We start from the raw sequence: 24,811 nt of genomic DNA, 5'->3' as shown, positions 1-24,811 counted from the left end.
CAGGCATCCCCTTACATGCCCTTGAACAGGTGCGTGTAGCTGCGGCTGACTTCGAGCTTCTGCGAGTGGCCTTTCACGGCCACGATCTGGCGACCACGAAAATCGCGGGTGACCGCGGCGATCGCGTTCACCGCCACCAGCGTCGAGCGGTGGATCTGCCAGAAGCGCTCGGGGTCGAGCTCGTCGACCAGCTCCTTGATCGGCTTGCGGATCAGGGCTTCCACCTGTGGCGTCTGCACGCGGGTGTACTTCTCGTCGCTGATGAAGAACAGCACCTCCTCGACCGGAATCATCTGGATCGATTGGCCGACCGTCGCCTGGATCCACTTCAGGTAAGCCGGCTTGGTGCCGCCTGACGCCGCCAGCCGGTGCAGCAACTGCTGAATCGGCAGCCCGCTGGCCGAGGCTGCCGAAGGGTCTTGGCCGGGTTCGTCGGCGGCGTCTCGCTTGGCAGCCAACCGCTTGGCGATGCGCTCGACGGTGAGTTTCAGCCGGTCGCGCTCGGCCGGCTTCAGGATGTAGTCGGCGGCGCCTTGCTCGAACGCCTCGACGGCATACTGGTCGTAGGCCGTGATGAACACGATCTCCGGCAACACGTCGTCCTCACCGACCTCCATCTGCGCGATCTGCCGCGCGGCCTCGACCCCGGTCATGCCGGGCATCCGGATGTCGAGGAACACCACATCCGGGCGGTGCTGCTCCACCAGCTCGACGGCTTCGGCGCCGTTCTTCGCCTCCGCCACGATCACCAGCTCGGGCCAGGCTTCGGCCAGGCGTGCGCGCAGCTGGTCGCGCATCAGTCGCTCATCGTCGGCCAGCACCGCCCGCGGCGCGCCGGTGGGAATGTCGGGGGTTTGTGCAGTCATCGGCTCTTCCTCTTCCGGGTGATCCGCGCGCCGGCGGGCCCGGAGGTGGGCCCACAGATCACGCGAACGGAGTCGAATTGTCGGTGTGTTGGCCGATCACCGGCACGGGCGGGGGGGCCATCGGCGGCGCCGGGGGGGCGGGCACCTTCTTCGGCCGCACAGCCCACCACAGCAACAGGCCCAGCAAGATGACGGGCGAGCCCAGCACGGCCACCGCCACCGCGGCGCAGAGCAAGGCGGCCAACACGCCCAGCGCCGCCAGCAGCAGCGGAACGCCCACACCGAACAGCAGCGCCAACGGCACGACGATCACCACCACGACGATCACCATCACCACCGCACCGAAGACCATCCAGACATGCCCGGCTTCCAGGCCGCCCAGCTCGATGCGCTCGCCATCGACGGTGATCAGCAGGTCCGGTGGCAGGTGGCTGAACATCGCGGTGAGCGAAATCGCGGTCGTCAGCGCGATCAACAACGTACCGATCAACAGCGCCCAACCGATCCAGCGCCAGGGGGAAGGTCTTGCTTGCATCGTTCGTCTCCTCGTCAAGTCGAAGTCAGGCGTTGCGGCTGCCGTTCTGGCCCTCGCCGCCCGGTGCGTTCACGGTGCGGTAGGGCACGGTGATCGTCACGACCGTGCCGCTGGGCTGGTTGGCCGAGACGGTCAGCGTGGCCTTGTCGCCGTGCAGCAGTTGCAGGCGTTCGCGGATGTTGGCCAGGCCCACGCCCGTGCCGCTGGTGCCGCCCATGCCGAAGCCCACGCCGGTGTCGGCCACCGTCACCTGCAGCTTGCCGTGCACGATCTCGGCCTTCACGCTCAGGCTGCCGCCTTCGGCCTTGGGCTCGAGGCCATGGCGGATGGCGTTCTCGACCAGCGTCTGGATCATCATCGCGGGGAACTCGGCCGAGAGCAGGCCCTCGGGCACGTCGATCGTTGCCGCCAGCCGTTCTTCCATCCGCACCTTCAGGATCTCGACGTAGGGGCGAACCACCGCGATCTCGCGGCCCAGATCGCGCGGGCCACCATCGGCGGTGTCACGCATCGTGGGCATGCTGGCGCGCAGCAGCGCGATCAGGTTTTTCTGCATCTGGCTGGCACGGGCCGGGTCGGTTTCGATCAGGTGGTCGATCGAGGCCAGGGTGTTGAACAGGAAGTGCGGCTCGACCTGGGCCTGCATCGCGGCCATGCGGGCCTCGACCACCTGACGGCGCAGTTGCTCGGCCTCGGCCGTCTCGGTGGCCACGGCCGCCTTCTGCTCGGCCTGGATGCGCGCCTTGTAGGTGGCCTTCAGGATGGCCGACAGGAAGATCCACAGAAAGGCCAGCTGCGGCAGGCTCTCGCCGTACTCGACGGTGCGGTGCGACACACGCGGGCCGATGTTGAGGGCCTCTTCGATGTCGTCGCGGGCTTGCTCGGCATCGTCACGGGCCTGCTTGGCCTCTTCGATCGCGTCGATCACCGCCTGCTTGGCTTCTTCGATCGCTTCGCGCACCTCGGCCGAGTCGGCGCCGGGCGGCACGGCGATGCGCACATCATGGTCGTCGGCATTGATCTCGACCACCGGCTCGCCGTTGATCTTCACGCTGAAGCCCGGGCTCGCCTTGGGCGCCGACGCCGCAGCGGAGGCAGCCTGGCCCAACGCGGACGCTGCGCGGGCCGTCCCTTCCGCAGCTGCTTTGGCGGCGACCTCTGCCGCGACCTTGGCGCCAACTTCGGCAGCCACCTGCGCTGCCGATTGCGCGGCTGATTGGGCCGCCACCTGCGCCGCCGCTTCGGCCGACGCCTCGGCGTCTTTGGACGACGCACTGCGCGGGCTGATGCGCACACCACGGTGATCGATCGAGATGTCGACGCCATCGCCGGAACCGGACGCGGGCTTCTCGATGTGGACGCCCGGCAGCTTGTGGCGCTTGGGGGCCGCGGGCGCTTCCGGCGGCTCGGGCGGCTCCGCCGTCTTGGGCAGCTTCGGCAGCGGGATGGACAAACCGCCCGGATGATCGACCACCGTCTCGGTGTACGTCCAGGTGAAGGGCGGCAGGCTTTGCAGGATGTTGGTGAGGATCAGCAGCAGGACCGACAGCAACCCGAAGCGCCACCAGCTGATGCTGGCGAGCCACGATCCATAGGCATGAAACGCGCGGACGGCTCCGGCGCTGAAGCGCTGCCAGCGCTGCGCCCAGAGGCCGTTGGGGGTGCGGAAGGAACTGCTCATGTGGCGGGCCGGAAAGGTCGGTCGGTGTCGCAGGATGCGTCGATGGAACGCACTCTACGCACACCAGCGCCCGGCACCAGTGCCGCGCGACACACGCGAGGGCGGTGCGGACAGGCTGCACCAAAGCGCGACAAGCCGCAGCGACCGATCGCAGCAGCCGGTCGCCGCAGCCGGTTGCCGCCGCTACGGGCGGCCGCTCAGCGCCGTTCGACGATCAGGGGGACCAGCGCCAGGGCAGCCCGGATCTTTTCAGCCGCCTCTCGCGCCTGGTCGCGCGTGGCGTAGGGCCCGGCCTGCAGGCGAAACAGCCCGCCTTCGGAGAACACCGTCAGCAAAGGGCTCAGCCAATCCAGCTCCTGGGTCAGGCGCTCCTGGAAGGTGTAAGCCCCCTTGCCCTGACCGAACGCGCCCAGTTGCAGCCAGAAGCCGCTGGCCGCCGCGGTGTGGGCCCGCTCGGTCTTGGTGGCCTCGCGCACCGGCAGCAGGGCGGCCGACGCGGTGGGCGGGGTCGAGGTAGCCGACGCGACCAACTCGGCGGGAGCCACGGCATCGCCCGCGGGCGCTGGGCGCGGTGCCGTCGCCCCTACGACCGGGGGCGCCCCGGAAGCGGTCGGCAGCGAAGGCGTCGCGGCAGCAGCCGGGCTCAGCTCCACCGCGGCCATCGGAAGCGGCGAAAGTGGCGGCGAAGATGGGGCGCTGGGTAAAGACGGGGTTGGCGGCGTCGGCGGCGGCGATGCGGGTGGCGACCCCGAGGGCGTGGGGGCCGCCGCCGCGGCGACCGTCGGGCCGCGGCCGGTGAGGCCGGCCCGGATCTCTTCGTAGGTGATGCGCTCGACCTCGACCGGGGCCACGCCGTTCTGCACCCCCAGCCGCACGGCCGCGGCATAGGACAGGTCGATAACCCGGTCGCGCGAAAACGGCCCCCGATCATTGACCCGCACGATCACTTCCCGGCCATTCGCCGGGTTGCGCACCCGGGCGTAGCTGGGGATCGGCATCGTCTTGTGGGCGGCCGTCATCGCGTACATGTTGTAGGTCTCGCCACTGGCCGTGCGGCGGCCATGGAAGCGGCGGCCGTACCACGACGCCAGGCCCTTCTGCACGAGGGGCTCGTCGCTCGTCATCGGCGTGTAGCTCTGGCCCAGCACCTCATACGGCTTGTTGGGCCCACCGGATCGGATGGGCTCCAGCTTGGGCTCGGCATCGGGCACGTCCCGCACGTCCGGCGCACCACTGCCGGGCAGCGGAGGCCCATCGGCGCCCGAGGGCGCCCTGCTGCCGCGCGAACCGGACGAGGTGGTGGAGCAACCCGCCATCAACATCGAGGCGACCACGATGGCGGCCGCCGCCAGGCGCGTCAACGAGACGCCGGTCGCGCAGAGCGCGACGGATGACGGGGGGAGGGAGAGGGGGCGATGGCGCGCCCGGCTGGGATCGAACCAGCGGCCCCTGGCTTCGGAGGCCAGTACTCTATCCACTGAGCTACGGGCGCCATGCATGGAAGAAGACGCGATTCTAGCAGTCGACTTTCGGTGTCTCGCGCAACAAGCGGCCGGCATGGGGGTGCTGGCTATAATTCGGCGGTTGTGCCGAGCGCTGCGTCAGCCTCGCATCGAACAACGATCTGCCCCTGCCCGCCCACCCGCCCACCGGATTCGAGCGATACCCTCGCCCACCGGTAACCGCGACCCTAAGCGACCGAGGAATACATGAGCGACGCTCAACGCCACGCAGAAGAACACGTTCACGACGGCCCGCACGAAGGACCGATCAAGACGCCGAAGCAACTGGTCTGGGCCGTGGTGGCCTCGTTCGTGGTGCCGATCGTCGTGATCATCATGCTGACCCAGTTCGTCGCCACCGGCGAGAAGCCGGCGGCCGGCACGAGCGCCCTGGATGCCGAGGCCGTGGCCCGCCGCATTCACCCCGTCAGCTCCGTCGAGGTGAAGGATGTCAATGACACCGCCACCTTGAAGACCGGCGAACAGGTCTTCCAGGCCCAATGCTCGGCCTGCCACAACACCGGCGCCGCCGGCGCACCGAAGTTCGGTGACGAAGCGGCCTGGGCCCCCCGCATCAAGAACGGCTTCGAAGCGCTGCTGAACTCGGCGCTGAAGGGCAAGGGCAACATGGGCCCGCAGGGCGGTGGCGACTTCTCCGACCTGGAAATCGCCCGCGCCGTGGTCTACATGGCCAACAAGGGTGGTGCCAAGTTCGACGAGCCCAAGGCTCCGGCCGCCGCCGCGAGTGCCGCGCAGTAAGCCCGCGCCGGGCCGATGAAACCAGCCGCCTGTGGGCGGCTTTTTCGTGGCCGGACGGGCTCAGTGCTTCGGCTGACGGGCCGCGCCCGGGCTCAGCACATAGCCGAAGCGGGCCGGCATCTGCGCGAACTGCAGCTCTTCGAGGGCCCACTGCCCGGCCTCGATGGCCTCGGCCGCGATGGCGGTGTCGAGCGTGTGCACCAGCCCGAAGCCCAGGTCGCATGCCAGGAACAACCGGCCGTTCTCGTCGAGCCAGGCCTGGCGGAAGGCCGCCGGCCGGCCGGTGTGGCTGGTGACGGCAGGCGCCGTCCCCGGCGGCCCCTGAAGCCGCCAGACCCACGGAGCGGCCTCCAGCTCGACATACACACGCTGCGGCCCGTTCTGGAAAAACCAGCAGCCCGACTCGTCCGCCTCGTAGTTGCGGCCGATGAATTCCTGCAGCTTGTCGTGCAGCACCCGGCTGCCCTTGGGGTGGGGAAACGGCCCGGCCGCCTGGATGCGGTCGTCTCGCATGTACCAGTCACCCCGCGCATCCAGCGCCAGCCAGTGGTAACAGTGCGGCACGTTGGGCCACTTCGCCAACGCCGCCTTCACGATCTCATCCATTCCACCCCTTCCCAAATCACACCAGCGCCCCCCAAAGGCGCGCGCAGCGCCGCCGCCCTCGCAGGGCGTGCGCGGATCCGGCTCAGCCGGTCCGCCGCGCGAGCCCCCCCGGGGGGCAGCCCCCGGCAGGGGGCGTGGGGGCACACCTTAACCAGTCGACCACCGCCTGCGGCATGGCTCGGACGTGGCCAGGGGGAAGCCGCCCCGCCGGGAAGCCCACATGCCCGCCGTGCGGTGGCTGCCACAGGGTCACGAACGGGCCCACCTCCCGCGCACCCGGCAGGCTGGCCGCCGGTACGAAGGGATCGTTGCGGGCATTCAGCACCAGCGCGGGCACCCGGATGCGGGCCAGGTGGGGTTTGGCAGACGCGCGAGCCCAATAGTCGTCGGTATTGCGAAACCCATGCAGCGGCGCGGTGAAGAGGTTGTCGAACTCATACAGGTCGCGCACCGCCAGCAGCTTGTCGCGGTCGAACAGGCCCGGATGCTGCGCCCATTTGGCCAGCGCCTTCGGCTTCATCGACCGCAGGAACATGCGGGTGTAGACCTGCCGGTTGAAACCCCGGCCGATGGCATGGCCGCCAGCGGCCAGGTCGATCGGCGAACAAACGGCCGCCACCGCGCGAACGGTCGCCGTCGCGGTGTCGCCCGCCTCTTCGGCCCAGCGCAGCAGCGCATTGCCGCCCAGCGACACGCCCACCGCATGCAGCGGGCGGCCGGCCCGCTCACGCAGGCGCCCGAGCATCCAGCCGATCTCTTCGTGGTCACCCGAGTGATAGGCGCGCGGCGCGAGGTTCAGCTCGCCAGAGCATCCGCGGAAATGGGGAACCGCGTAGTTCCAGCCCAGCGCATGCGCCACGTCGGCAAAGGCCTCGGCGTAGTGGCTGCGCGACGAGCCTTCGAGCCCGTGGAACAGCACCAGCCAGGGGGCGTCTGCCCGACGGGCGAGGCGGAAGTCGACATCGATGAAATCGCCGTCCGGCGTGTTCCAGCGTTCACGCTGGTAAATCGGGTGCGGGCCGACGACGCGGCGGCCATACAAGGCCGGCCAGATGGTCTGCAAATGCCCGCCAGGCAACCAGCGCGGCGCACGAAACTCACCCAACATCCCGACAGTGCCCCTCAGCCGCCCCAACCCCGCATCGCTGGCCCGGGGTCAATGCAGGACCGACGGGCTGTCGACGAGCTCCGGTGGCTCTTGGGCCGTGCCCGGGCTGGCATGGTGCGCCACCATGCGCCAGCCGTGCGCCGTCTTGATGTAGACGTTGGAGGCCATCACCCAACCGGTGCGGGTGCCCTCGGGCGTCGCCAGCGCCACCCGCTCGACAACGCTGTGCATCGCCGCGCTCAGGGTGTGCACGCGACGGACCTTCTCGGCCTGCACATGCACCGGCCCATTGGCGAACACCGCCTCGAAGGCCGCTCGCACCGCCACCGGCCCCACCAGCCGGGGCCCGCCCGGGTGGACGCAGATGACTTCCTCGTCATCGGCCCAGACGGCCATCAGCTTGTCGAGGTCGGCTTCGCGCAACGCCTCGTAGAACTGGTTCTCGACGTCGTCGGGCGAGGCCAGCAATGCGGCTTTGGGTACGTGGGGCATCAGCGGAAGACCACCGTCTTGTGGCCGTTCATCAGCACACGACGCTCGACGTGCCAGCGCACGGCCCGCGCCAGCACCACGCATTCGACATCCCGCCCGACCGCCGTCAAGTCTTCGGCAGACAGCGAGTGGTCGACCCGGGCCACGTCCTGCTCGATGATCGGGCCCTCGTCGAGGTCGGCGGTCACATAGTGGGCCGTGGCACCGATCAGCTTCACGCCGCGGGCATGCGCCTGGTAGTACGGCTTGGCCCCCTTGAAGCTGGGCAGAAAGCTGTGGTGAATGTTGATCGCCCGCCCAGACAACCGCTCGCAGAAGGGTGCGCTCAGGATCTGCATGTAGCGCGCCAGCACCACCAGATCCACCCGCTCGGCGTCGATCAGGGCCTCGATTTGTTGTTCCTGCGCGCGCTTGGCCGCGGCATCCGAGCCGGTCGCCAGCGGCAGGTGGTGGAAGGGCAGTCCGTAGCTCTCGACCAGGGCCTGGTGGGTGCGGTGGTTAGACACCACCGCGGGGATGTCGATCGCCAGTTGGCCATTCTTCCAACGGAACAGCAGGTCGTTCAGGCAGTGGCCGTGCTGGCTCACCATCAGCAGAACGCGCGGCCGCTGGTCCACGGCGTGGAAGGTGGCCGTCATGCCGAACTGTTGGCGCACATGGCCAAACAGCTTGTCCAGCGTGGCCACCTCGGCCAGGTGATCGGGTGCCTCGAAGTGCACCCGCATGAAGAAGAAGCCGGTGGCGTCTTCACCCTGCAGATCACCGAACTGCTGGGAATCGATGATGTTGCAGCCGGCCTGGTACAGCAGGCCCGACACGTTGTGGACGATGCCTTTGGTGTCTCGGCAAGCCAGGGTGAGGACGAATTCTTGCGGGCGGGGCATGGTGGCCGCGGATTGTACGGACCGGGTTATCCCGTGGCCGGTGGATGAATCCAAAACCGCGGCACCGGCGTATGGGCAAGGTTGGGGCAACGCTCCGCCGCTTGGAAAACCGTTCGATGGCCACTTCAGCCTCTTCCTCCGCCCAGCGCGCCGAAGCACTCGGTGCACTGCTGGCCCGCGTGTCGCTGGGCGACCGTGCGGCATTTGCCACGCTTTATGAGCATACCGCCGCGCATCTGCTGGGCGTCATCCTCCGTATCAATACCGACCGGGCCCAAGCCGAGGACCTGTTGCAGGAGATATTTGTGAAGATCTGGAGCGCCGCCGGCAGCTTCGATGCCCAGCGCGCACAAGCGATGACCTGGCTGACCTCCATCGCGCGCAACCGCGCCATCGACAGCCTCAGGCGGCGCCAGACCGAGCCGCAGTGGGTGACCGTTCGGCCCGGCCTGGAAGAGGGTGAGGACGACGACGTGCTCGACGGCCTGGCCAGTGAAGACGCCGGGCCGATGGAGCTGCTGGGGCAGGCGGTGCAGGCGCGCGCGGTAGGCGTGTGCATGCGGGGCCTGACCGGCGAGCAGCAGCAGACGCTGGCCCTGGCCTTCTACCAGGGGCTGTCGCACTCCGAGGTGGCCGAACAGCTGCGGCAGCCGCTGGGCACGGTCAAGAGCTGGGTTCGCCGCGGGCTGATCGCGTTGCGGTCTTGCCTGGAGCGGGCCGGCGCCATCGATCCGCTGGGGGCCTGAGATGGACTACATTCGCGCCCCCCGCGCCGACCGACTGGCGGCCGAGTACGTGCTGGGCACCCTGCGGGGGCCGGCCCGCCGCCGTTTCGAGAACCTGCTGCCGGCGCACCCCGCCTTGCGCGCCGCCGTGGCGCGCTGGCAGGGCGCCTTGATGCCGCTGGCCACCAGCGTGCGGCCGGTGGCCCCCTCGCCACGGGTGTGGCAAGGCATCGAAGCCCGCCTGTTCGCCGAACGGCAGGCCAGCCGGGCCGCGCCGGCGAAATCCGGCTGGTGGCATTCCGTCATGCCCTGGCGCGCCGCCACCGGCCTGGCCTCGGCGGCCGCGTTGGTGCTCGGCGTGGCGCTGACGATCCCGCCCGCGGCCCAGCCGCCGGTGCTGGTGGTGCTGGCGCCGTCAGACGCCGCCGCCAGCGCGGCGCTGCAGAACGCCCGCTTCGTCGCCAGCGTCTCGGCCGACGGCCGGGGGCTCGTGCTGCGGCCGCTGGACGCAGTCGCACCTGGGCCCCAGCGGGCGCTCGAGCTGTGGGCAGTGCCGCGGCAGGGGGCCCCCCGTTCGCTGGGCCTGGTGGCCGGCCAGGGTGCCACCCAGGTGATCCGCACCGAATTGCTGCGCGACACCGCCGCCTTCGCAGTCAGCGTCGAGCCGGCGGGCGGCTCACCGACCGGCGCTCCCACCGGCCCGATCATTTCGGTGGGCAAGCTGGAGACATGACACCCCATTAAAAGGGGGCGGAAAGGGGAGCGGTGGCAGCCATGGTGCACAACTTGCATCCGCTGCCGCCGTGAGTGCGCGCGACCTCCGCCTGGCCGTCATCACCTTGTCGGCCCATGTGCCCGACCTGGCCGACCAGGACGGCTGGGCCGAGGCCTTGCGCCTGCGTGATCTCGTGCACGGCCTGCGCGACGGCGGCTACGCCATCGCCGGCGTTCTGGGCGCCGACGCCTTGCTGCCGGACAAGCTCGCGGCGCTCGCGCCGGACGTGCTGATCGTCGACGCGGAAAGCGGCGCGCGCGACGCGATCGAGCACGTGGTGTGGGCCACCCGCGATGCGCCGCGCCCGATCGTGCTGTTCACCGAAGAACACGACCCGGCGCACATGCGCGAGGCGGTGGCCGCCGGGGTGGTGGCCTACGTGGTGGCTGGACTCGCGCCCGAACGGGTGCGGCCGGTGATCGATGTGGCCATCGCGCGCTTCGAGCACGAGCAGGGCCTGCGCCGCGAGTTGGCCAAGGCCAAAGGGCAGTTGGCCGAGCGCGTCGTCGTGGACCGCGCCAAGGCACTGCTGATGCAACGCCACGGGCTGGCCGAGCCGCAGGCCTACGCGCGCTTGCGCAAGACCGCCATGAACCAGGGCCTGACGATCCACGAGATCGCGCGTCGCCTGCTGGACGTGGCCGACCTGCTGGGCTGAGAGATCGAGCGTCTTTCCAGGGCGGCGCGTGCCTGCGTTTGGTGCAGCGCACCGAGCTGGAATCCCGACGCCCCCGCGGTTGGTGCGTGAGGCACGCGCCGCCCTGCCATGCGAGGCAAAAAGCCTGGCACGGCCATTGCGTAGCTGGGAGCGTGGCTCAACGAAGAGCCGCACGATCTGGTTGCACTGACTTCCTAGGTTTCTTTGGACAAAGGCGTCCGCCGGCTGGGCCTCAAGCCCATGTCGACGGGCGCCTCTTTTTTTGCCGTTTCGCTTTGACGCAAGGACCGCCGATGCACGCCGCTGCCCTTTCCTCCCCCTGCACCACCGATCTGGGACGCCGCCGCGTGCTGCAGGCGGCCTCCGTCGTCGCCGCCGGCGCGGCCGGGCTGCCTGCCACCCAGGCCTGGGCGCAAGGCTCGGACAAGCCGGAGAAGGAAGAAGTGCGCATCGGCTTCATCCCGCTGACCGACTGCGCCTCGGTGGTGATGGCGGCGGTGCTGGGCTTCGACAAGAAGTACGGCATCAAGATCGTGCCGACGAAGGAAGCCTCGTGGGCTGGCGTGCGCGACAAGCTCGTCAATGGTGAGCTGGACATGGCCCATGTGCTGTACGGCCTCATCTACGGCGTGCACCTGGGCGTCAGCGGCCCGAAGAAGGACATGGCCGTGCTGATGACCCTGAACAACAACGGCCAGGCCATCACGCTGTCGAAGAAGCTCGCCGACCAGGGCGCCACCGACGGTGGTTCTCTGGCCAAGCTGATGGCCAAGGACAAGCGCGACTACACCTTCGCACAGACCTTCCCGACGGGCACCCACGCGATGTGGCTTTACTACTGGCTGGCCAGCGTGGGCGTGAACCCGCTCAAGGATGCGAAGGTGATCACCGTGCCGCCGCCGCAGATGGTGGCCAACATGCGCGTGGGCAACATGGACGGCTACTGCGTCGGCGAGCCCTGGGGCCACCGCGCCATCATGGACGGTATCGGCATCACCGCCGTGACCACGCAAGACATCTGGCCCGACCACCCCGAGAAGGTGCTGGGCACCACCGGCGAATTCGTCAAGAAGTACCCCAACACGGCTCGCGCGGTGGTGATGGCGGTGCTCGAGGCCAGCCGCTGGATCGACGCGAGCCTGTCGAACAAGATGAAGATGGCCGAGACCGTGGCCGACAAGGCCTACGTGAACACCGGCGTCGATGCGATCAACCAGCGCATCCTGGGTCGCTACCAGAACGGCCTGGGCAAGACGTGGGACGACCCCAACCACATGAAGTTCTTCAACGACGGCGCGGTGAACTTCCCCTACCTGTCAGACGGCATGTGGTTCCTCACGCAACACAAGCGCTGGGGCCTGATCAAAGACCACCCCGACTACCTCGGTGTGGCCAGGCAGATCAACCAGATCGACCTCTACAAGCAGGCGGCGTCCGCACTCAAGATCAGCGTGCCGAAAGAGCCGATGCGCAGCTCCAAGTTGATCGACGGCGTGGTGTGGGACGGCAAAGACCCCGCCCGCTACGCCGACGGCTTCAAAGTGCGCGCCTGACGCGCCACACGCCAGGAGATCACCATGGTCAGCGCTGTCTTCCATACGCCCGTGGGCCTGGCCGCCGAGCCGGCCAGCGGAACCCTCGCCGGCACGCCCGCGAGCACGTCGACGATCAACGCCTCAGCACCGGCACCAAAGCCAACGCCAACGCCAACGCCAGCGCCAACGCCAGCGCCAGCGGCTTCGAAGGCGCTTCGCCCATCGATCGACTGGCGGGGCGTCTGGATGCGCGTGCTGCCGCCGGTCTTCGGGCTTGCACTGCTCGTGGGCATCTGGGCGTTGCTCACCCAAAAGGGTGGCGCCTTTCCGACGCCCCGGGCCACCTTCGATGCGGCCGTGGTGCTGTTCGCCGACCCGTTCTACCGCAACGGGCCGAACGACCAGGGCATCGGCTGGAACATCCTGAATTCGCTGCAGCGCGTGGGCCTGGGCTTCGGGCTGGCTGCGGTGGTCGGCATCCCGCTGGGCTTCATCATCGGGCGCTTCGAGTTCGCCAACCGGATGGTGAGCCCGCTGATCAGCCTGCTCAAGCCGGTGTCGCCGCTGGCCTGGCTGCCGATCGGGCTGCTGGTGTTCAAAAGCGCGAATCCCGCCGCGATCTGGACGATCTTCATCTGCTCGATCTGGCCCATGGTGGTGAACACCGCCGTCGGCGTGCAGCGCGTGCCGCAGGACTACCTCAACGTCGCCAAAGTGCTGAACCTGTCGGAGTGGAAGGTCATCACCCGCATCCTGCTGCCCTCGGTGCTGCCCTACATGCTCACCGGCGTTCGGCTCTCGGTGGGCACCGCGTGGTTGGTGATCGTCGCCGCCGAGATGCTCACCGGCGGTGTCGGCATCGGCTTCTGGGTCTGGGACGAATGGAACAACCTGAACGTGCAGCACATCATCATCGCCATCTTCGTGATCGGCATCGTCGGCCTGCTGCTCGAACAGGCGTTGATGCTGCTGGCCCGGCGCTTCAGCTTCGAGTGAGGAGACCCGCACCATGAGCTCGTCCTTCATCGACATCCACGCCGCCGAGATCACCTTCCAGACCCGCAAAGGTCCATTCCAGGCCCTGCGCGACGTGCACCTGAAGGTGGGCCGCGGCGAGTTCGTCACGCTGATCGGCCACTCCGGCTGCGGCAAATCGACGCTGCTGAACCTCATCGCCGGGTTGCTTCGCCCCACCAGCGGCGCGCTGCTGTGCGACAACCGCGAGATCGCAGCACCCGGCCCCGAGCGGGCGGTGGTCTTCCAGAACCACTCGCTGCTGCCGTGGCTCTCGTGCTTCGACAACGTCCACCTCGCCGTCGAGCGTGTCTTCGGCCGTGGCGAGCACAAGGCTCGGCTCAAGCTGCGCACCGAAGCCGCGCTGGAGCTGGTGGGCATGTCGCATGCGATGCACAAGCGGCCGCATGAAGTGTCCGGCGGCATGAAACAGCGGGTGGGCATCGCCCGCGCCTTGGCGATGGAGCCCAAGGTGCTGCTGATGGACGAGCCCTTCGGCGCACTGGATGCGCTCACCCGCGCCAAACTGCAGGACGAGCTGCTGAAGATCGTGGCCCGCACCCACAGCACGGTGGTGATGGTGACGCACGATGTGGACGAGGCCGTGCTGCTGAGCGACCGCATCGTGATGATGACCAACGGCCCTTCGGCCACCATCGGCGAGATCCTGAAGGTCGACCTGCCCCGACCGCGCGACCGCGTCGCACTGGCCGAAGACCCGGGCTACGTCCACGCGCGAAAGGCGGTGATCGACTTCCTCTACACGCGCCACGCGCATGTGGAGACATTGGCCGCCTGAGGTCGACCTTTTGCCGCCCTGATCTCGTTGTCCGGAGGCTGGGGCCGCCCCACGGGCGCTCGGCGCCGCCACCCATCGCCTCGTACCCTCTGCCGGCGCGTGCACGCACCGCCATCACGAGAGCCTACTACCGCAGTTCAGTCGCAGCTCGGCCTCGAGCCTCCTCGGAACGCCATCCCGCGTTGACGCATTTGCCTAACGCCCGATCACGACATCCCCACATTGACGCTATTGTTCTCCTCTACGCGGCCGGATCGACTCCAATCGCACGTCCAGCCAGACGAACTGATCCGTGCCAGTTCTTCGACTTTTCCCGCGCTAAGCCACTCGCAAACGACTGCGAAACGTGGCGCCAAACACGGCGCCTACCGTCAAGGCCATTGGCAGTCTCTTTGACCAAATGTTGACGACCGCCAACCAATCCCAAGGGACCATGTCCGTGTTCATCCAGGACAACGCCGCAATTGCGAGGAGATACCAAATAGCCATGCTCACCCCGCAAATCATCGTGCCGCCGTCATGACGCTGCGTCAGAAGCAATGCCGCGAGCAAAGTGCTGGGCAACAGTGCGAAGAGCCAGATCACGTCAAGCAGCCGCATCAACGTCGCGCTCAAATTTGCTCCTCTTTGAAACTCAAGAAAGTAGGGGTACGACAAGGCAGCAGCTGTCACCGCCCAGGCCAAAGCTCCAGCCAAGCAAGCAGCTGCGACGGCTGCAGCGGCAGCTTTCAGTCGGGAAGGCATTCGGTTCAAGGCTGGGTCAATACAAAATTGCCGGGCTGGCGATAGGGGCCGATCGGAACACGGGCCATGATTGATTGCTGGTGAAGTCACCTCCATGGGCGCAAACACAGGCTTGTTACTCGGCACACCGAGTACTCCACTTGCGCGACTTGCCAATTCCCGCGCGAACCCTGCGCTCCGCTCAGCTTTTTGTCCTTTGCTGCACGCTCACAAGCGATCAGCAATGTCCGCAAGTTTGGATCGTACTTCGGCGATTGCCTCACCAGTCGGCGCTGAAGAAGGGCGGAAACCCGCATGAATGCTGGCTTTGTGGCCGATTGCCGATGGTGGGGTTTGCCGGAATCGGGTCCAATCGATATCGATTCCGCTCAGCGACGAGGACATGGTCGAACGCTGGTGCGAAAGCCCGTACTGCACTTCGGCTCGAGCGGTACTTCCGCCACGAACTGCCGTGTAAGCCATCGAGCCTGGTGCGTTGGCGCCAGCGCATTGGTGAAGAAGGCTGGGAGTGGCCGTTGGCGCACAGCATCCAAGCGGCCAGCCGCGCCGGCGTGATCAAGTGCGGCAGACTGGACGAAGTGGTGCTGAACACCACAGCGCAGCCTAAGGCGATTGCCTCTCCGACGGATGGCCGGCTGCTCAACCGGGCACGAGTACACCGGGTGGCCGGGGCGCTGGACGCTGGCATCACACTGCGCTAGAGCTACTCCGGCTTGAGCAAGGTGACCGAAGCTTGCCGTTGGCTGCCACCGCAGCTCCCATACGTGTAGCCCACGTTCAAGGTTTGCTGACCCGTCACTTGCTTCTTGCTCGGCACACGACCATAGGCGTCGTTGCCGTATTTGGTGCTACCCGACTCGTCAGTGATCTGCGTCAGCCGCGCATGACTGAACGCCGCCGGTGTCTGCTGCTCAGATCCGTCACAAAAGTACTGGCTCGCCACGTCCAGCGCATACGTGGCCTTGGTCAAGCTGCCCAGGCCATCGTACGTTGTCGTCTTGCCCCCCACATCGGTCGCACCTTCGACTCCGCCATCGTCGTAGTACGCGTAGGCGGCGTACTTTGGCGTTCACTCGCAGCGGTTCGTCAGCTTGCCGTACAAGGTGTTCAAGTCCAGCTGAGACGGAAACCCGGCGGGGGCGTGACCGCTGTAGAAGCCCGCGTCGCGCAGCTTGGTGAGGTACGGGTGGTTCGGATAAACCGTGCTGAAGGGCGCGGTGTTGCCGAAGTAGTGGGCGAATAGGTGCGCCGGGTCGAGCGCGAACTCGCCGCGGTAGCTCGCACCGTCGTTGCCGTCGTCCCAGCCCCAGGGCGCGTTGGCCGAGTTGGTGCTGCATGATTTCAGGCCCGAGCCGCAATCACCGCTGGTGTCGCCACGGAAGCTGCCCCAGCTCGCGTAGGTGAGCGCCTGGGCGGGCGGCTGCAGGGCGTCGTTGATCGCCAGGTCGAACATGCCTCCAGGGGCGTGGATGTCCACCAGCCGGTAGTACACCCGCCGGTCGTTGCCGGAGGCCGGAGAGGTCGGCGCTCCCAAGGTGGGGTAGTAGACGATCCCGTCCTGATTCGGTGAGCCGTTGAAATCCGAGGTGTAGGGCCACGCCTTCAGCCCGTGGCCCTTGGCCTCTTGCACCGTCTTCATGCGGCTGATGCCGTTGTCCATCTCGAACGAGACCTTGCCGTCGATGGTCTCGTGCCCCTTGGTGTAGGGGCTGCCCGGAGGCGTGAACGAATAGAAATCGGTGTGGAAGACGGTGATCATGCCTTCAAGCCGGCCGTGCGGTGAACCGTCTTTGCGCACGGCGACGATCGCCCCTTCGAGGTCGTTCTCGTGCTCCTGATCGAAGATCGTGTCCGACCAGTCACGCGGGTGGTAGAAGGCGTAGGTGATGAAGTGGTGGCTGCAACTCTCGACCACCGAGTAGTACACCGTGGCCGGCCACTGGCCATTGCCCCGGTTGTCCCAGTTGTTGGTGGTGATGGGATCGTGGTCGTAGTCGAACGCGGTGATGTAGTCGGACGGGTAGTCGCTCGAGTCACTGTCCTGGTAGTGCACCGGGGCATGGTGAAAGGCCAGTTCGGCGGGGGTCAGGGCCCAGGCCGGAGCGCACGACACCAAGATGCCCGCCACGATGCCGGCGATCGCAGTTTTCCGCATGGATCCTCCTCGTTCAAGCCGTTGGAATGCCGGGAGGCTAGGAGGGCGCGGTGTCGACGAGATGACAGGGAGCAACAGCCGGGAATCGGCACCGGAAACCAGCCTGCACGACCCGCGCAGATGTTAAGAGCGCGCGGGGCGGCGGCGCCCTCGGGGAAATGCCCGACTGAAGGCCATCAGATCCAGCGGACGAACTCGTCGACCGCGGGTCTCGGCCGGGGCGGCTTCTCGCGCAACGCAGTGCCCAGCGTGATGAAGCAGACGGCGTGCTCTCCCTCGGCCAGCGCCAGCGCGTCTCGCAGCGCGCGGCTGCGCATGGCGCGCCCGCTGGACAGCCCGCTCGCGTAGCCTCGCGCGGTGGCCGCCAGCAGCAGGTTCTGGATGCCCGCCCCCAGCGAGACCAGCCGCTCGAATTCGGGAACGTCGGGCTCTTCGGCGCGGAGATCGGCGATCGCGACGATCAGCACCGGCCCGCGAAAGGCCTTGGCCCGCGCGTCGGCCTGCTGCTCGGCGGTGGCGGCCGGATCGCGTTCGATGAGCGCATCGGCAAAGGCCTGGGCCAGGCGTTCACGCGCGGCGGGCCCCAGCACGAGGAAGCGCCAGGGCCGCAGGCGGCCGTGGTCCGGCGCGGCTGCCGCCGCGGCGAACAGCTCGCGCAGCGTAGCCTCGTCGGGGGCTGGGTCGCCCAGGTGCTTCGGGCCCACGTGCTGACGCCGGTGCAGCACCCCGTCGACCGCCCTGACGCACGAGGCCGACTCGTCGGGCGGGATGGGGGACGACGATGGCGCGGAAGACATGGGCAGGGCCGGTGCGACGGTGGAGACGTAGCGGAAGCGTCGGATCTTCCATCAAATTGACGGGGCGCATTTGCGCCAGCGCAATATGGATAAGAATGGTTCGCATTAACATGCCGTCCCATGCGCGCTCCTCATCCGCTCTCCACCTCGCTGGACGATCTGCGCCCGGGCGACCGGGCCCAGGTGCTTGAAGTCTGCGTGCCGCCGGCGCTGGCCGACTGGGGCGACTGGCTGACCACCCTGGGCTTCGAGCCCGGCGAACCGCTGCAGCTGCTGTCTCGCGCCATGCCCGGGGGTGACCCGCTGTGCGTGCGGGTCGGCGCGTCGACTTACGCGCTGCGCCGCGCGGAAGCGGCCTGCATCCGGGTGCAGTGGGAGGCTTCGGCCGATCGCCTACCCGCTGGCGCCTCGACACCCACCGTCGCCGACCGGGCCACGCCCATCGCCAACGGCACCGCGGCGCAGGAAGCGGCATGAACACGGCCGTCGTCCACGTTCACCGCGGCGGGCCTTTGGTCGCCCTGGTGGGCAACCCGAATTGCGGCAAGACCGCCCTGTTCAACCGGCTGACGGGCAGCCGCCAGAAGGTGGCGAACTATGCCGGCGTCACCGTCGAGCGCAAGGAGGGCCGTCACACCACGGCCCATGGCAAATCTCTGAGGGTGCTCGACCTGCCGGGCACCTACAGCCTGCACCCGCGCTCGCCGGATGAGCGCGTCACCACCGAGGTGCTGCAAGGCCAGGCGCGGGGCGAAAAGCGGCCGGACCTGGTGGTGTGCGTGGTCGATGCCACCAACCTGCGGCGCACGCTGCGGTTGGTGCTGGGCGTCAAGCGCCTGGGCCTGCGCTGCGTGGTGGCCCTGAACATGACCGACCAGGCCACGCAGCGCGGCCTGCGCATCGACGCCGATGCCCTGGCGCGGGCCCTGGGCGTGCCCGTGGTGCCCACGGTGGCGGTGGCACCGCAGGGAGACGCCGCCCTGCGTGAGTTGCTGGCTCACCCCGAGACGTGGACCGCGCCGCCTGCGGGCGCGCCGGCCCCCACCCCCGACCCGGCGCAGCACCCCGAGGGCGACCACGCCGCGGTGCGCGAGATCCTGCAGCAGTTGAACCTGGACACGCTGCTGCCGCACACCGCCACGGACCGCATCGATGCGGTGGTGCTGCATCCCGTGGCCGGGCCGCTGCTGCTGGCGCTGGTGCTGTTCGCGATGTTCCAGGCGGTGTTCCTCGGCTCGGAGGCGCCCACCGCGTGGATCGAAGCTGGCACGGCGTGGGTGGGCGAACAGGTCACCGCCTGGCTGCCCGAAGGCGCGTGGCGCAGCCTGCTGGTCGACGGCGTGATCGCGGGCGCCGGTGGGGTGCTGGCCTTCCTGCCGCAGATCCTGGTGCTGTTCTTCTTCATCCTGAGCCTGGAAGAGTCGGGCTACCTGCCGCGGGCCGCCTTCCTGCTGGATCGAATGATGGGCCGCGTCGGCTTGAGCGGAAGGTCGTTCATCCCGCTGCTGTCGAGCTTCGCCTGCGCCATCCCCGGCATCATGGCCACGCGCAGCATCACGGACCTGCGCGACCGCCGCGTCACGATGCTGCTGGCGCCGTTGATGACCTGCTCGGCGCGGCTGCCGGTCTACGCCCTGCTGATCGGCGCATTCGTCCCCGAGCGCACGCTGGCCGGCGGCATCGGCCTGCGCGGGCTGGTGCTGTTCGGCTTGTACGTGGCCGGCATCGTCGGCGCTGGCGTGATCGCCTGGCTGCTCAAGCGCTTCACCCGCGCAGGGCGGCAGGTGCGGCCGCTGATGATGGAGCTGCCGACCTACCACTGGCCCTCGCCGCGCAACCTGGCGCTCGGGCTTTGGCAGCGCGCCACCATCTTCATCAAGCGGGTGGGCGGCATCATCCTGGTGCTCAGCATCGCGCTGTGGTTCCTGGCCAGCTTCCCTGCGCCACCGGACGGCGCCACGGGGGCCGCCATCCACCACAGCCTGGCCGGCCGCCTCGGCCACGCGATGGCACCGCTGTTCGAGCCGATCGGCTTCAACTGGCAGATCTGCATCGCCCTGGTACCGGGTTTGGCGGCACGCGAGGTGGCGGTGAGTGCGCTCGGCACCGTCTACGCCTTGTCGGCCACCGGCGACGACACCGCCCAGGCCCTGGCGCCGCTGATCGCCAGCCAGTGGAGCCTAGCCACCGCGCTGTCGCTGCTGGCCTGGTATGTCTTCGCACCGCAGTGCATCGCCACCCTGGCCGCGCTGAAACGCGAAACCGGCGGGTGGCGACTGCCCGTCGCCGCCACCGCCGGCCTCTTCGTGCTCGCCTGGTGCGCGTCTTTCGCCGTCTACCGGCTCGCGCTGTTCCTCGGCTGGGGCTGATCCCCTCGGGCTCGGCGCGCACGGGGCCGGCGGGGTGTCAGCGCCGGAGTCTCAGCGCCCCGTGCGCAACGCTCACTCGACGAACAGCGCCGCCGGGTGCTCCAGCATCTCGCGCAGCGCCTGCACGAACTCGGCCGCCTGCACGCCGTCGACCACCCGGTGGTCGAACGATGACGACAGGTTCATCAGCAGGCGCGGCACGATCGCGCCCTGGCGGATGACTGGCCGCTCGACGATGCGGTTCACACCGACGATGGCCACTTCGGGCATGTTGATGACCGGCGTGGTCACGATGCCGCCGATCTTGCCCAGGCTGGTGATCGTGATCGTCGAGCCGCTCAGCTCGTCGCGCACGATGCGGCCCGAGCGCGCGGCATCGGCCAGGCGCTGCACTTCGGCGGCAAACGACCACAGATCGTGCGCCTGCGCATCGCGCAGCACCGGCACCATCAGCCCGGCATCGGTCTGCGTGGCGATGCCGATGTGCACCGCCGAGTGACGGGTGAGCGTGCCGGTCTCGTCGTCGAAGTTGGCGTTGAGGTCGGGAAAATCGCGCAGCGCATTGACCATCGCGCGGGCCAGGAAAGGCAACACGGTCAACTTGCCGCGCGACTTGCCATGGCGCCCATTGAGGCTCTCGCGCAGTGACTCCAGCTCGGTCATGTCGATCTCCTCGACATAGCTGAAGTGCGGGATGCGTCGCTTGGCCTCCTGCATGCGCTGGGCGATCTTGCGGCGCAGGCCGACGAACTTCACCTGCTCGACCACGTCCTCACCGGCGGCCACCGGCGGGCGCACGACCAACGGTGCCGCCATCGGTGCGGGCGGCGGCGGCGCCTGTTTGACCGGGCCAGGGGCACCATGGCGGGCCACGTGCTCTTCCAGGTCGCGCTGCATGACGCGACCGCCCGGCCCCGTGGCCGCGACCTGGGACAGATCGACCCCCAGCGACCAGGCACGCTCGCGCAACGCGGGCGATGCGATCACGCGGCCGTGGGCCATGCCATGAAGAAGACCGGTCGCCACGCCAGACCCGTTCGGGCCGCTCATGCCGTTGGAGTAGCCCACCGGCGCACGCGCCGTAGCGGCCCTTGGCGCGGCCATAGGGGGCGCGGAACGCGCCGGCGTCGCCATGGTGGCCATCGCAGGCTCTGCGGGCACTGCGGACTCTGCGGGCTCTGGGGTGGGGGCGCGTGCCGGGGCCGGCGCGGCAGCCACCACCGCGGTGGGCGCGCTGCCGTCGCGCTCGATGCGGATGAGGTCGGCCCCCACCGCGAGCGACTCACCCACCTCGCCGCCCAGCGAGACGACGCGGCCGGCCACCGACGACGGGATCTCCACCGTCGCCTTGTCGGTCATCACGTCGGCCAAGACCTGGTCTTCCTTGACCAGGTCGCCCGGCTTCACATGCCAGGCCACCAGTTCGCACTCGGCGATTCCTTCGCCCAGATCGGGCATCTTGATCACGTGCACCGTCACTCGGACCTCCGCGGGTGCTGCAGTTTTTCAGGGCTCATCGTCATGCCTCCATCGCACGCTTGAAGGCGGCGCTCACCCGGCTCGGGCCGGCGAAGTAGTGCCATTCCTGCGCGTGCGGGTAGGGGGTGTCCCAGCCCGTGACACGTTCGATCGGCGTCTCCAGGTGGTAGAAGCAGTGTTCCTGCACCAGGGCCGCGAGCTCGGCACCGAAGCCGCTGGTGCGGGTGGCCTCGTGCACCACCACGCACCGGCCGGTCTTCTTGACCGAGGCGACGATGGTGTCCAGGTCGAGCGGCCAGAGCGTGCGCAGGTCGATGATCTCGGCATCGACACCACTTTCCTTCGCCGCAGCCTCGCTCACGAAGACCATGGTGCCGTAGGTGAGCACGGTCAGTTCGCTGCCCTCACGCACCACCGCGGCCTTGTCCAGCGGCACGGTGTAGTGGCCGTCCGGCACCTCGCTGGCCGGGTGGGCCGACCACGGCACCACCGGTCGATCGGGGTAGCCGTCGAACGGGCCGTTGTACAGGCGCTTGGGTTCCAGGAAGATCACCGGGTCGTCGTTCTCGATCGAGGCGATCAGCAAGCCCTTGGCGTCGTACGGCGTGCTCGGCATCACCGTGCGCAGACCGCAGACGTGGGTGAACAGCGCCTCGGGGCTTTGGCTGTGGGTCTGGCCGCCGTAGATGCCGCCGCCACAGGGCATGCGGATGGTGATCGGCGCGGTGAAGTCGCCGGCCGATCGGTAGCGCAGCCGCGCCGCCTCGGAAACGATCTGGTCGTAGGCCGGGTACATGTAGTCGGCGAACTGCACCTCGACGACCGGCCGCAGGCCGTAGGCCGCCATGCCGACGGCCGAGCCGACGATGCCGCCTTCGTTGATGGGCGCGTCGAACACGCGGTGGCGGCCGTGCTTGGCCTGCAGGCCCTCGGTGCAGCGAAACACGCCGCCGAAGTAACCCACGTCTTGCCCGTAGATGACGACATCGTCGTCACGGCCCAGCATCACGTCCATCGCGGAACGCAGGGCCTGGATCATGGTCATGGAAGGCATCAGTCTCCCCTCTCGGCCTGGCGCAGCTGGGCTTCCAGGTGCGGCGGCATGTCTTTGTAGACGTCTTCGAACATCGTGCGCAGCGGTGCGATGTGGCCGTCGTGCAGCGTGCCGAACTTCTCGGCCTCCTTCAGCGCGGCCAGCACCTGCGCCTCCATCTCGGCCTGGGTGGCCTCGTGTTCGGCGTCGCTCCAGGCGCCAAGGTGGATCAGGTGCTGCTTCAGGCGCGCGATCGGGTCTCCCAAGGGGAAGCATTGCCAGTCCCCCGCGGGGCGATAGCGCGACGGGTCATCCGAGGTCGAGTGCGCACCCGCCCGGTAGGTGATCCACTCGATCATCGTCGGGCCGAGGTTGTTGCGTGCCCGCTCGGCCGCCCAGCGCGAAGCCGCCAGCACGGCCAGGAAGTCGTTGCCATCGACCCGCAGCGACGCGATGCCGCAGCCCACGCCACGCGCGGCAAAGGTGCTGGCCTCACCACCGGCGATCGCCTGGAAGGTGGAAATCGCCCACTGGTTGTTGACCACGTTCAGGATCACCGGCGCACGGTAGACGTGGGCGAAGGTCAGGGCGGTGTGGAAGTCGCTCTCGGCGGTGGAGCCATCACCGATCCAGCCCGACGCGATCTTGGTGTCGCCCTTGATCGCCGAGGCCATGGCCCAGCCCACCGCCTGGATGAACTGCGTGGCGAGGTTGCCCGAGATCGAGAAGAAGCCGGCCCGCTTGTACGAATACATCACCGGCAGTTGGCGGCCCTTGATCGGGTCTTTCTCGTTCGACATCAGCTGGCACATCAGCTCGACCATGTCGATGTCGTCGCGCGCGAGCAGCAAGCCCTGCTGGCGGTACGTGGGGAAGCACATGTCGCCTTCATGCAGGGCCAGCGAGTGGGCGATCGCGATCGCCTCTTCGCCCAGGCACTGCATGTAGAACGAGATCTTTTTTTGCCGCTGCGCGATCAGCATGCGGGCATCGAAGGCCCGTGTCTTGATCATCGCGCGCAGGCCTCGGCGCAAGGCCTCGACTTCCACCTGCGGCGCCCACGGGCCGACCGCATGCCCCTGTTCGTTCAGCACACGCACGAGGGCGCTGGTCAGGGGCGCCGTATCGGCCGGCGACACATCCAGCGGGGGGCGCGGCACCTCGCCCGCGCCCGACAGGCGCAGGTAGGAGAAATCGGTCTGCTGGCCGGGACGCCCAGTGGGCTCGGGCACATGCAGGCGCAGAGGGCCGGGCTCATAGCGCGGCGCACTGGCGGTGGCAGAAGCCGGCGTGGGGGCGGTAGCGGCAGCGACCGAGGGCCGCAAGGCCGTCAAGGCAGCTGATTTGGGAGCGGCAGCCGCGTCGACCACGGGGGGTTGGGGGACCGAGGATTCGACAGCGCGTCTAGACACGGTGCGTCCTCTCGATGGCGGCGATCAGGACGATCGTCGGGGTGGGCATGTCGCCCGACAGGGCGAGCAGCCTCGCGCAGCCCTCGGGGCGCGAAGGAATCGACATGACAGCCTCCTGGGTCAGGAAGATTGATGTGGCCCGGCATCAGCGGGAAGGCGCGGTAACGCCCGGCTGCCGGTGGCCACAGTGTGCCGTCGACGGATAACCCTTGTCATTGCGAAAGACCCTGAGGCGATCTCCCGCTTGGCTGGAGAATTATTCGGCCGCGATCGCCTCCACCTGGATACGCAACGTGACATCCATCTTGAAGCCGTACGACTTTCCGGCGTCGAGGCCGAAGGCATCGCGCTGAAAAGTCGCGTGAGCGTCAGCACCGCACAGTTCGCGCTTGAACAGCGGATGCGGCATGCACTTGAACTGCCGGATCTCCAGCGTCAGCGGCCGGGTCACGCCGTGCAGCGTCAACTCGCCCACCACTTTGCCGGGCGCCCCGTCGGTGAAATCCACCAGGTTGCCCTTGAAGCGGGCATGGGGGAACTTGTCGACCTCGAACAGCTGAGGTCCGCGGGCCACCGCGTTCATCTGGTCGTGCCCGAAGTCCACACTGTCCATCTCGACGATGAGGTCGACGCCGCCCGTGCCAGCAGCCTTGTCCATCACGATTTGGCCCGCCGTCTTGTTGAACTTGCCCCGCCACACCGACAGGCCGCCCAGGTGATCGGCCTCGAAGCTGGGGTAGGTGTGGCCCGGCTCGATCTCGTAGGTCACCGGGGCCGCATGGGCAGCCGCCGGGCTGATCGCCATCGCGGCCCACGCGGCCGTCGCGCCGGCCGTCATCACCGACCGCACGGCACGCCGCGCCATCGCACGAAGTTGCATCAT

At 68.3% G+C, this 24,811-nt stretch carries 25 protein-coding genes and 1 tRNA gene; 9 read left to right on the top strand and 17 right to left on the bottom strand.

The genetic code is table 11. The features are described 5' to 3' along the window. Positions 1-11: 11 nt before the first annotated feature. The 5 genes from AACH06_RS06910 to AACH06_RS06890 form a co-directional block, all read right to left on the bottom strand. Complete coding sequence (locus tag AACH06_RS06910; RefSeq protein WP_341424914.1) at positions 12-866, bottom strand: LytR/AlgR family response regulator transcription factor; 855 nt, start codon at positions 864-866, stop codon at positions 12-14. A 58-nt stretch (positions 867-924) separates the two neighbouring features. Next, a complete protein-coding gene (locus AACH06_RS06905) occupies positions 925-1,401 on the bottom strand; it encodes a hypothetical protein (RefSeq protein WP_341424913.1) in 477 nt (158 codons plus the stop codon). Between the two features lie 25 nt (positions 1,402-1,426). Continuing rightward, positions 1,427-3,082, bottom strand: coding sequence for a histidine kinase (locus tag AACH06_RS06900; protein ID WP_341424912.1), 1,656 nt, complete (start codon positions 3,080-3,082; stop codon positions 1,427-1,429). Between the two features lie 197 nt (positions 3,083-3,279). Next, positions 3,280-4,443 (bottom strand): septal ring lytic transglycosylase RlpA family protein, encoded by a 1,164-nt coding sequence (locus tag AACH06_RS06895; protein WP_341424911.1) that lies wholly within the window; start codon positions 4,441-4,443, stop codon positions 3,280-3,282. Between the two features lie 55 nt (positions 4,444-4,498). Beyond that, positions 4,499-4,574, bottom strand: a tRNA-Arg gene (locus tag AACH06_RS06890). 217 nt (positions 4,575-4,791) lie between these two features. Here AACH06_RS06890 and AACH06_RS06885 point away from each other — a divergent pair. Then, positions 4,792-5,343 carry a c-type cytochrome gene (locus AACH06_RS06885; RefSeq protein ID WP_341424910.1) on the top strand — a complete coding sequence of 184 codons (552 nt, stop codon included), beginning with the start codon at positions 4,792-4,794 and terminating at the stop codon, positions 5,341-5,343. A 60-nt stretch (positions 5,344-5,403) separates the two neighbouring features. On the opposite strand, the gene AACH06_RS06880 is transcribed toward AACH06_RS06885, so the two are convergent. The 4 genes from AACH06_RS06880 to purU form a co-directional block, all read right to left on the bottom strand. Continuing rightward, entirely contained in the window at positions 5,404-5,949 is a 546-nt protein-coding gene (locus AACH06_RS06880) for a DUF2946 family protein (protein WP_341424909.1), read from the bottom strand. 82 nt (positions 5,950-6,031) lie between these two features. Next, positions 6,032-7,057, bottom strand: a complete 1,026-nt coding sequence (locus tag AACH06_RS06875; RefSeq protein ID WP_341424908.1) for a YheT family hydrolase — start codon at positions 7,055-7,057, stop codon at positions 6,032-6,034. Positions 7,058-7,105: 48 nt separating this feature from the next. Beyond that, a complete protein-coding gene (locus AACH06_RS06870) occupies positions 7,106-7,549 on the bottom strand; it encodes a YybH family protein (RefSeq protein WP_341424907.1) in 444 nt (147 codons plus the stop codon). Next, positions 7,549-8,433, bottom strand: coding sequence for a formyltetrahydrofolate deformylase (gene purU, locus AACH06_RS06865; protein WP_341424906.1), 885 nt, complete (start codon positions 8,431-8,433; stop codon positions 7,549-7,551). The genes AACH06_RS06870 and purU overlap by 1 nt, the downstream gene beginning before the upstream one ends. A 116-nt stretch (positions 8,434-8,549) precedes the next feature. Between purU and AACH06_RS06860 the strand changes: the two genes are divergently transcribed. From AACH06_RS06860 to AACH06_RS06835, 6 genes are all read left to right on the top strand, one after another. Next, entirely contained in the window at positions 8,550-9,179 is a 630-nt protein-coding gene (locus AACH06_RS06860; RefSeq protein WP_341424905.1) for a sigma-70 family RNA polymerase sigma factor, read from the top strand. A gap of 1 nt (position 9,180) precedes the next feature. Then, positions 9,181-9,891: an anti-sigma factor gene (locus tag AACH06_RS06855; RefSeq protein WP_341424904.1), complete on the top strand. Its 711-nt coding sequence runs from the start codon at positions 9,181-9,183 to the stop codon at positions 9,889-9,891. A 70-nt stretch (positions 9,892-9,961) separates the two neighbouring features. Then, positions 9,962-10,591: an ANTAR domain-containing response regulator gene (locus AACH06_RS06850; protein WP_341424903.1), complete on the top strand. Its 630-nt coding sequence runs from the start codon at positions 9,962-9,964 to the stop codon at positions 10,589-10,591. 293 nt (positions 10,592-10,884) lie between these two features. Beyond that, a complete protein-coding gene (locus AACH06_RS06845) occupies positions 10,885-12,144 on the top strand; it encodes a CmpA/NrtA family ABC transporter substrate-binding protein (RefSeq protein ID WP_341424902.1) in 1,260 nt (419 codons plus the stop codon). Between the two features lie 24 nt (positions 12,145-12,168). Then, the gene (ntrB, locus tag AACH06_RS06840; RefSeq protein ID WP_341424901.1) at positions 12,169-13,122 is read left to right on the top strand and encodes a nitrate ABC transporter permease; all 954 of its coding nucleotides are present in this window, start codon (positions 12,169-12,171) and stop codon (positions 13,120-13,122) included. Between the two features lie 13 nt (positions 13,123-13,135). After that, a complete protein-coding gene (locus AACH06_RS06835; protein ID WP_341424900.1) occupies positions 13,136-13,939 on the top strand; it encodes an ABC transporter ATP-binding protein in 804 nt (267 codons plus the stop codon). A 318-nt stretch (positions 13,940-14,257) separates the two neighbouring features. Here the strand turns inward: AACH06_RS06835 and AACH06_RS06830 are convergent, their stop codons facing one another. From AACH06_RS06830 to AACH06_RS06815, 4 genes are all read right to left on the bottom strand, one after another. Beyond that, positions 14,258-14,554, bottom strand: coding sequence for a hypothetical protein (locus AACH06_RS06830; protein WP_341424899.1), 297 nt, complete (start codon positions 14,552-14,554; stop codon positions 14,258-14,260). 832 nt (positions 14,555-15,386) lie between these two features. Next, complete coding sequence (locus AACH06_RS06825) at positions 15,387-15,653, bottom strand: hypothetical protein (RefSeq protein ID WP_341424898.1); 267 nt, start codon at positions 15,651-15,653, stop codon at positions 15,387-15,389. Positions 15,654-15,752: 99 nt separating this feature from the next. Next, positions 15,753-16,838 carry a hypothetical protein gene (locus tag AACH06_RS06820; RefSeq protein ID WP_341424897.1) on the bottom strand — a complete coding sequence of 362 codons (1,086 nt, stop codon included), beginning with the start codon at positions 16,836-16,838 and terminating at the stop codon, positions 15,753-15,755. Positions 16,839-17,014: 176 nt separating this feature from the next. Next, positions 17,015-17,635, bottom strand: a complete 621-nt coding sequence (locus AACH06_RS06815; protein WP_341424896.1) for a nitroreductase family protein — start codon at positions 17,633-17,635, stop codon at positions 17,015-17,017. A 120-nt stretch (positions 17,636-17,755) separates the two neighbouring features. Here AACH06_RS06815 and AACH06_RS06810 point away from each other — a divergent pair, with 120 nt between their 5' ends. Next, positions 17,756-18,112 (top strand): FeoA family protein, encoded by a 357-nt coding sequence (locus AACH06_RS06810; protein WP_341424895.1) that lies wholly within the window; start codon positions 17,756-17,758, stop codon positions 18,110-18,112. Beyond that, complete coding sequence (feoB, locus tag AACH06_RS06805; RefSeq protein WP_341424894.1) at positions 18,109-20,004, top strand: ferrous iron transporter B; 1,896 nt, start codon at positions 18,109-18,111, stop codon at positions 20,002-20,004. Before AACH06_RS06810 ends, feoB begins: the two co-directional genes overlap by 4 nt. 72 nt (positions 20,005-20,076) lie before the next feature. Here the strand turns inward: feoB and AACH06_RS06800 are convergent, their stop codons facing one another. The 4 genes from AACH06_RS06800 to AACH06_RS06785 all read right to left on the bottom strand — a co-directional run bounded on the left by AACH06_RS06800 (position 20,077) and on the right by AACH06_RS06785 (position 24,808). Then, positions 20,077-21,483 (bottom strand): dihydrolipoamide acetyltransferase family protein, encoded by a 1,407-nt coding sequence (locus tag AACH06_RS06800; RefSeq protein ID WP_341424893.1) that lies wholly within the window; start codon positions 21,481-21,483, stop codon positions 20,077-20,079. A gap of 40 nt (positions 21,484-21,523) precedes the next feature. After that, positions 21,524-22,528 carry an alpha-ketoacid dehydrogenase subunit beta gene (locus AACH06_RS06795; RefSeq protein WP_341425120.1) on the bottom strand — a complete coding sequence of 335 codons (1,005 nt, stop codon included), beginning with the start codon at positions 22,526-22,528 and terminating at the stop codon, positions 21,524-21,526. Positions 22,529-22,536: 8 nt separating this feature from the next. Beyond that, on the bottom strand, positions 22,537-23,760 hold the full coding sequence (locus tag AACH06_RS06790; RefSeq protein ID WP_341425119.1) for a 3-methyl-2-oxobutanoate dehydrogenase (2-methylpropanoyl-transferring) subunit alpha: 1,224 nt from the start codon (positions 23,758-23,760) through the stop codon (positions 22,537-22,539). 424 nt (positions 23,761-24,184) lie between these two features. Then, a complete protein-coding gene (locus tag AACH06_RS06785; protein ID WP_423221995.1) occupies positions 24,185-24,808 on the bottom strand; it encodes a YceI family protein in 624 nt (207 codons plus the stop codon). Positions 24,809-24,811: the final 3 nt, after the last annotated feature.

Origin of the sequence: Ideonella lacteola (genome assembly GCF_038066555.1) — a bacterium.
GTDB classification, from domain to species: Bacteria; Pseudomonadota; Gammaproteobacteria; order Burkholderiales; family Burkholderiaceae_C; genus Ideonella; species Ideonella lacteola.
The sequence above is the reverse complement of the archived record's forward strand: the minus strand, read 5'-3'. Positions and strand labels throughout refer to the sequence as shown.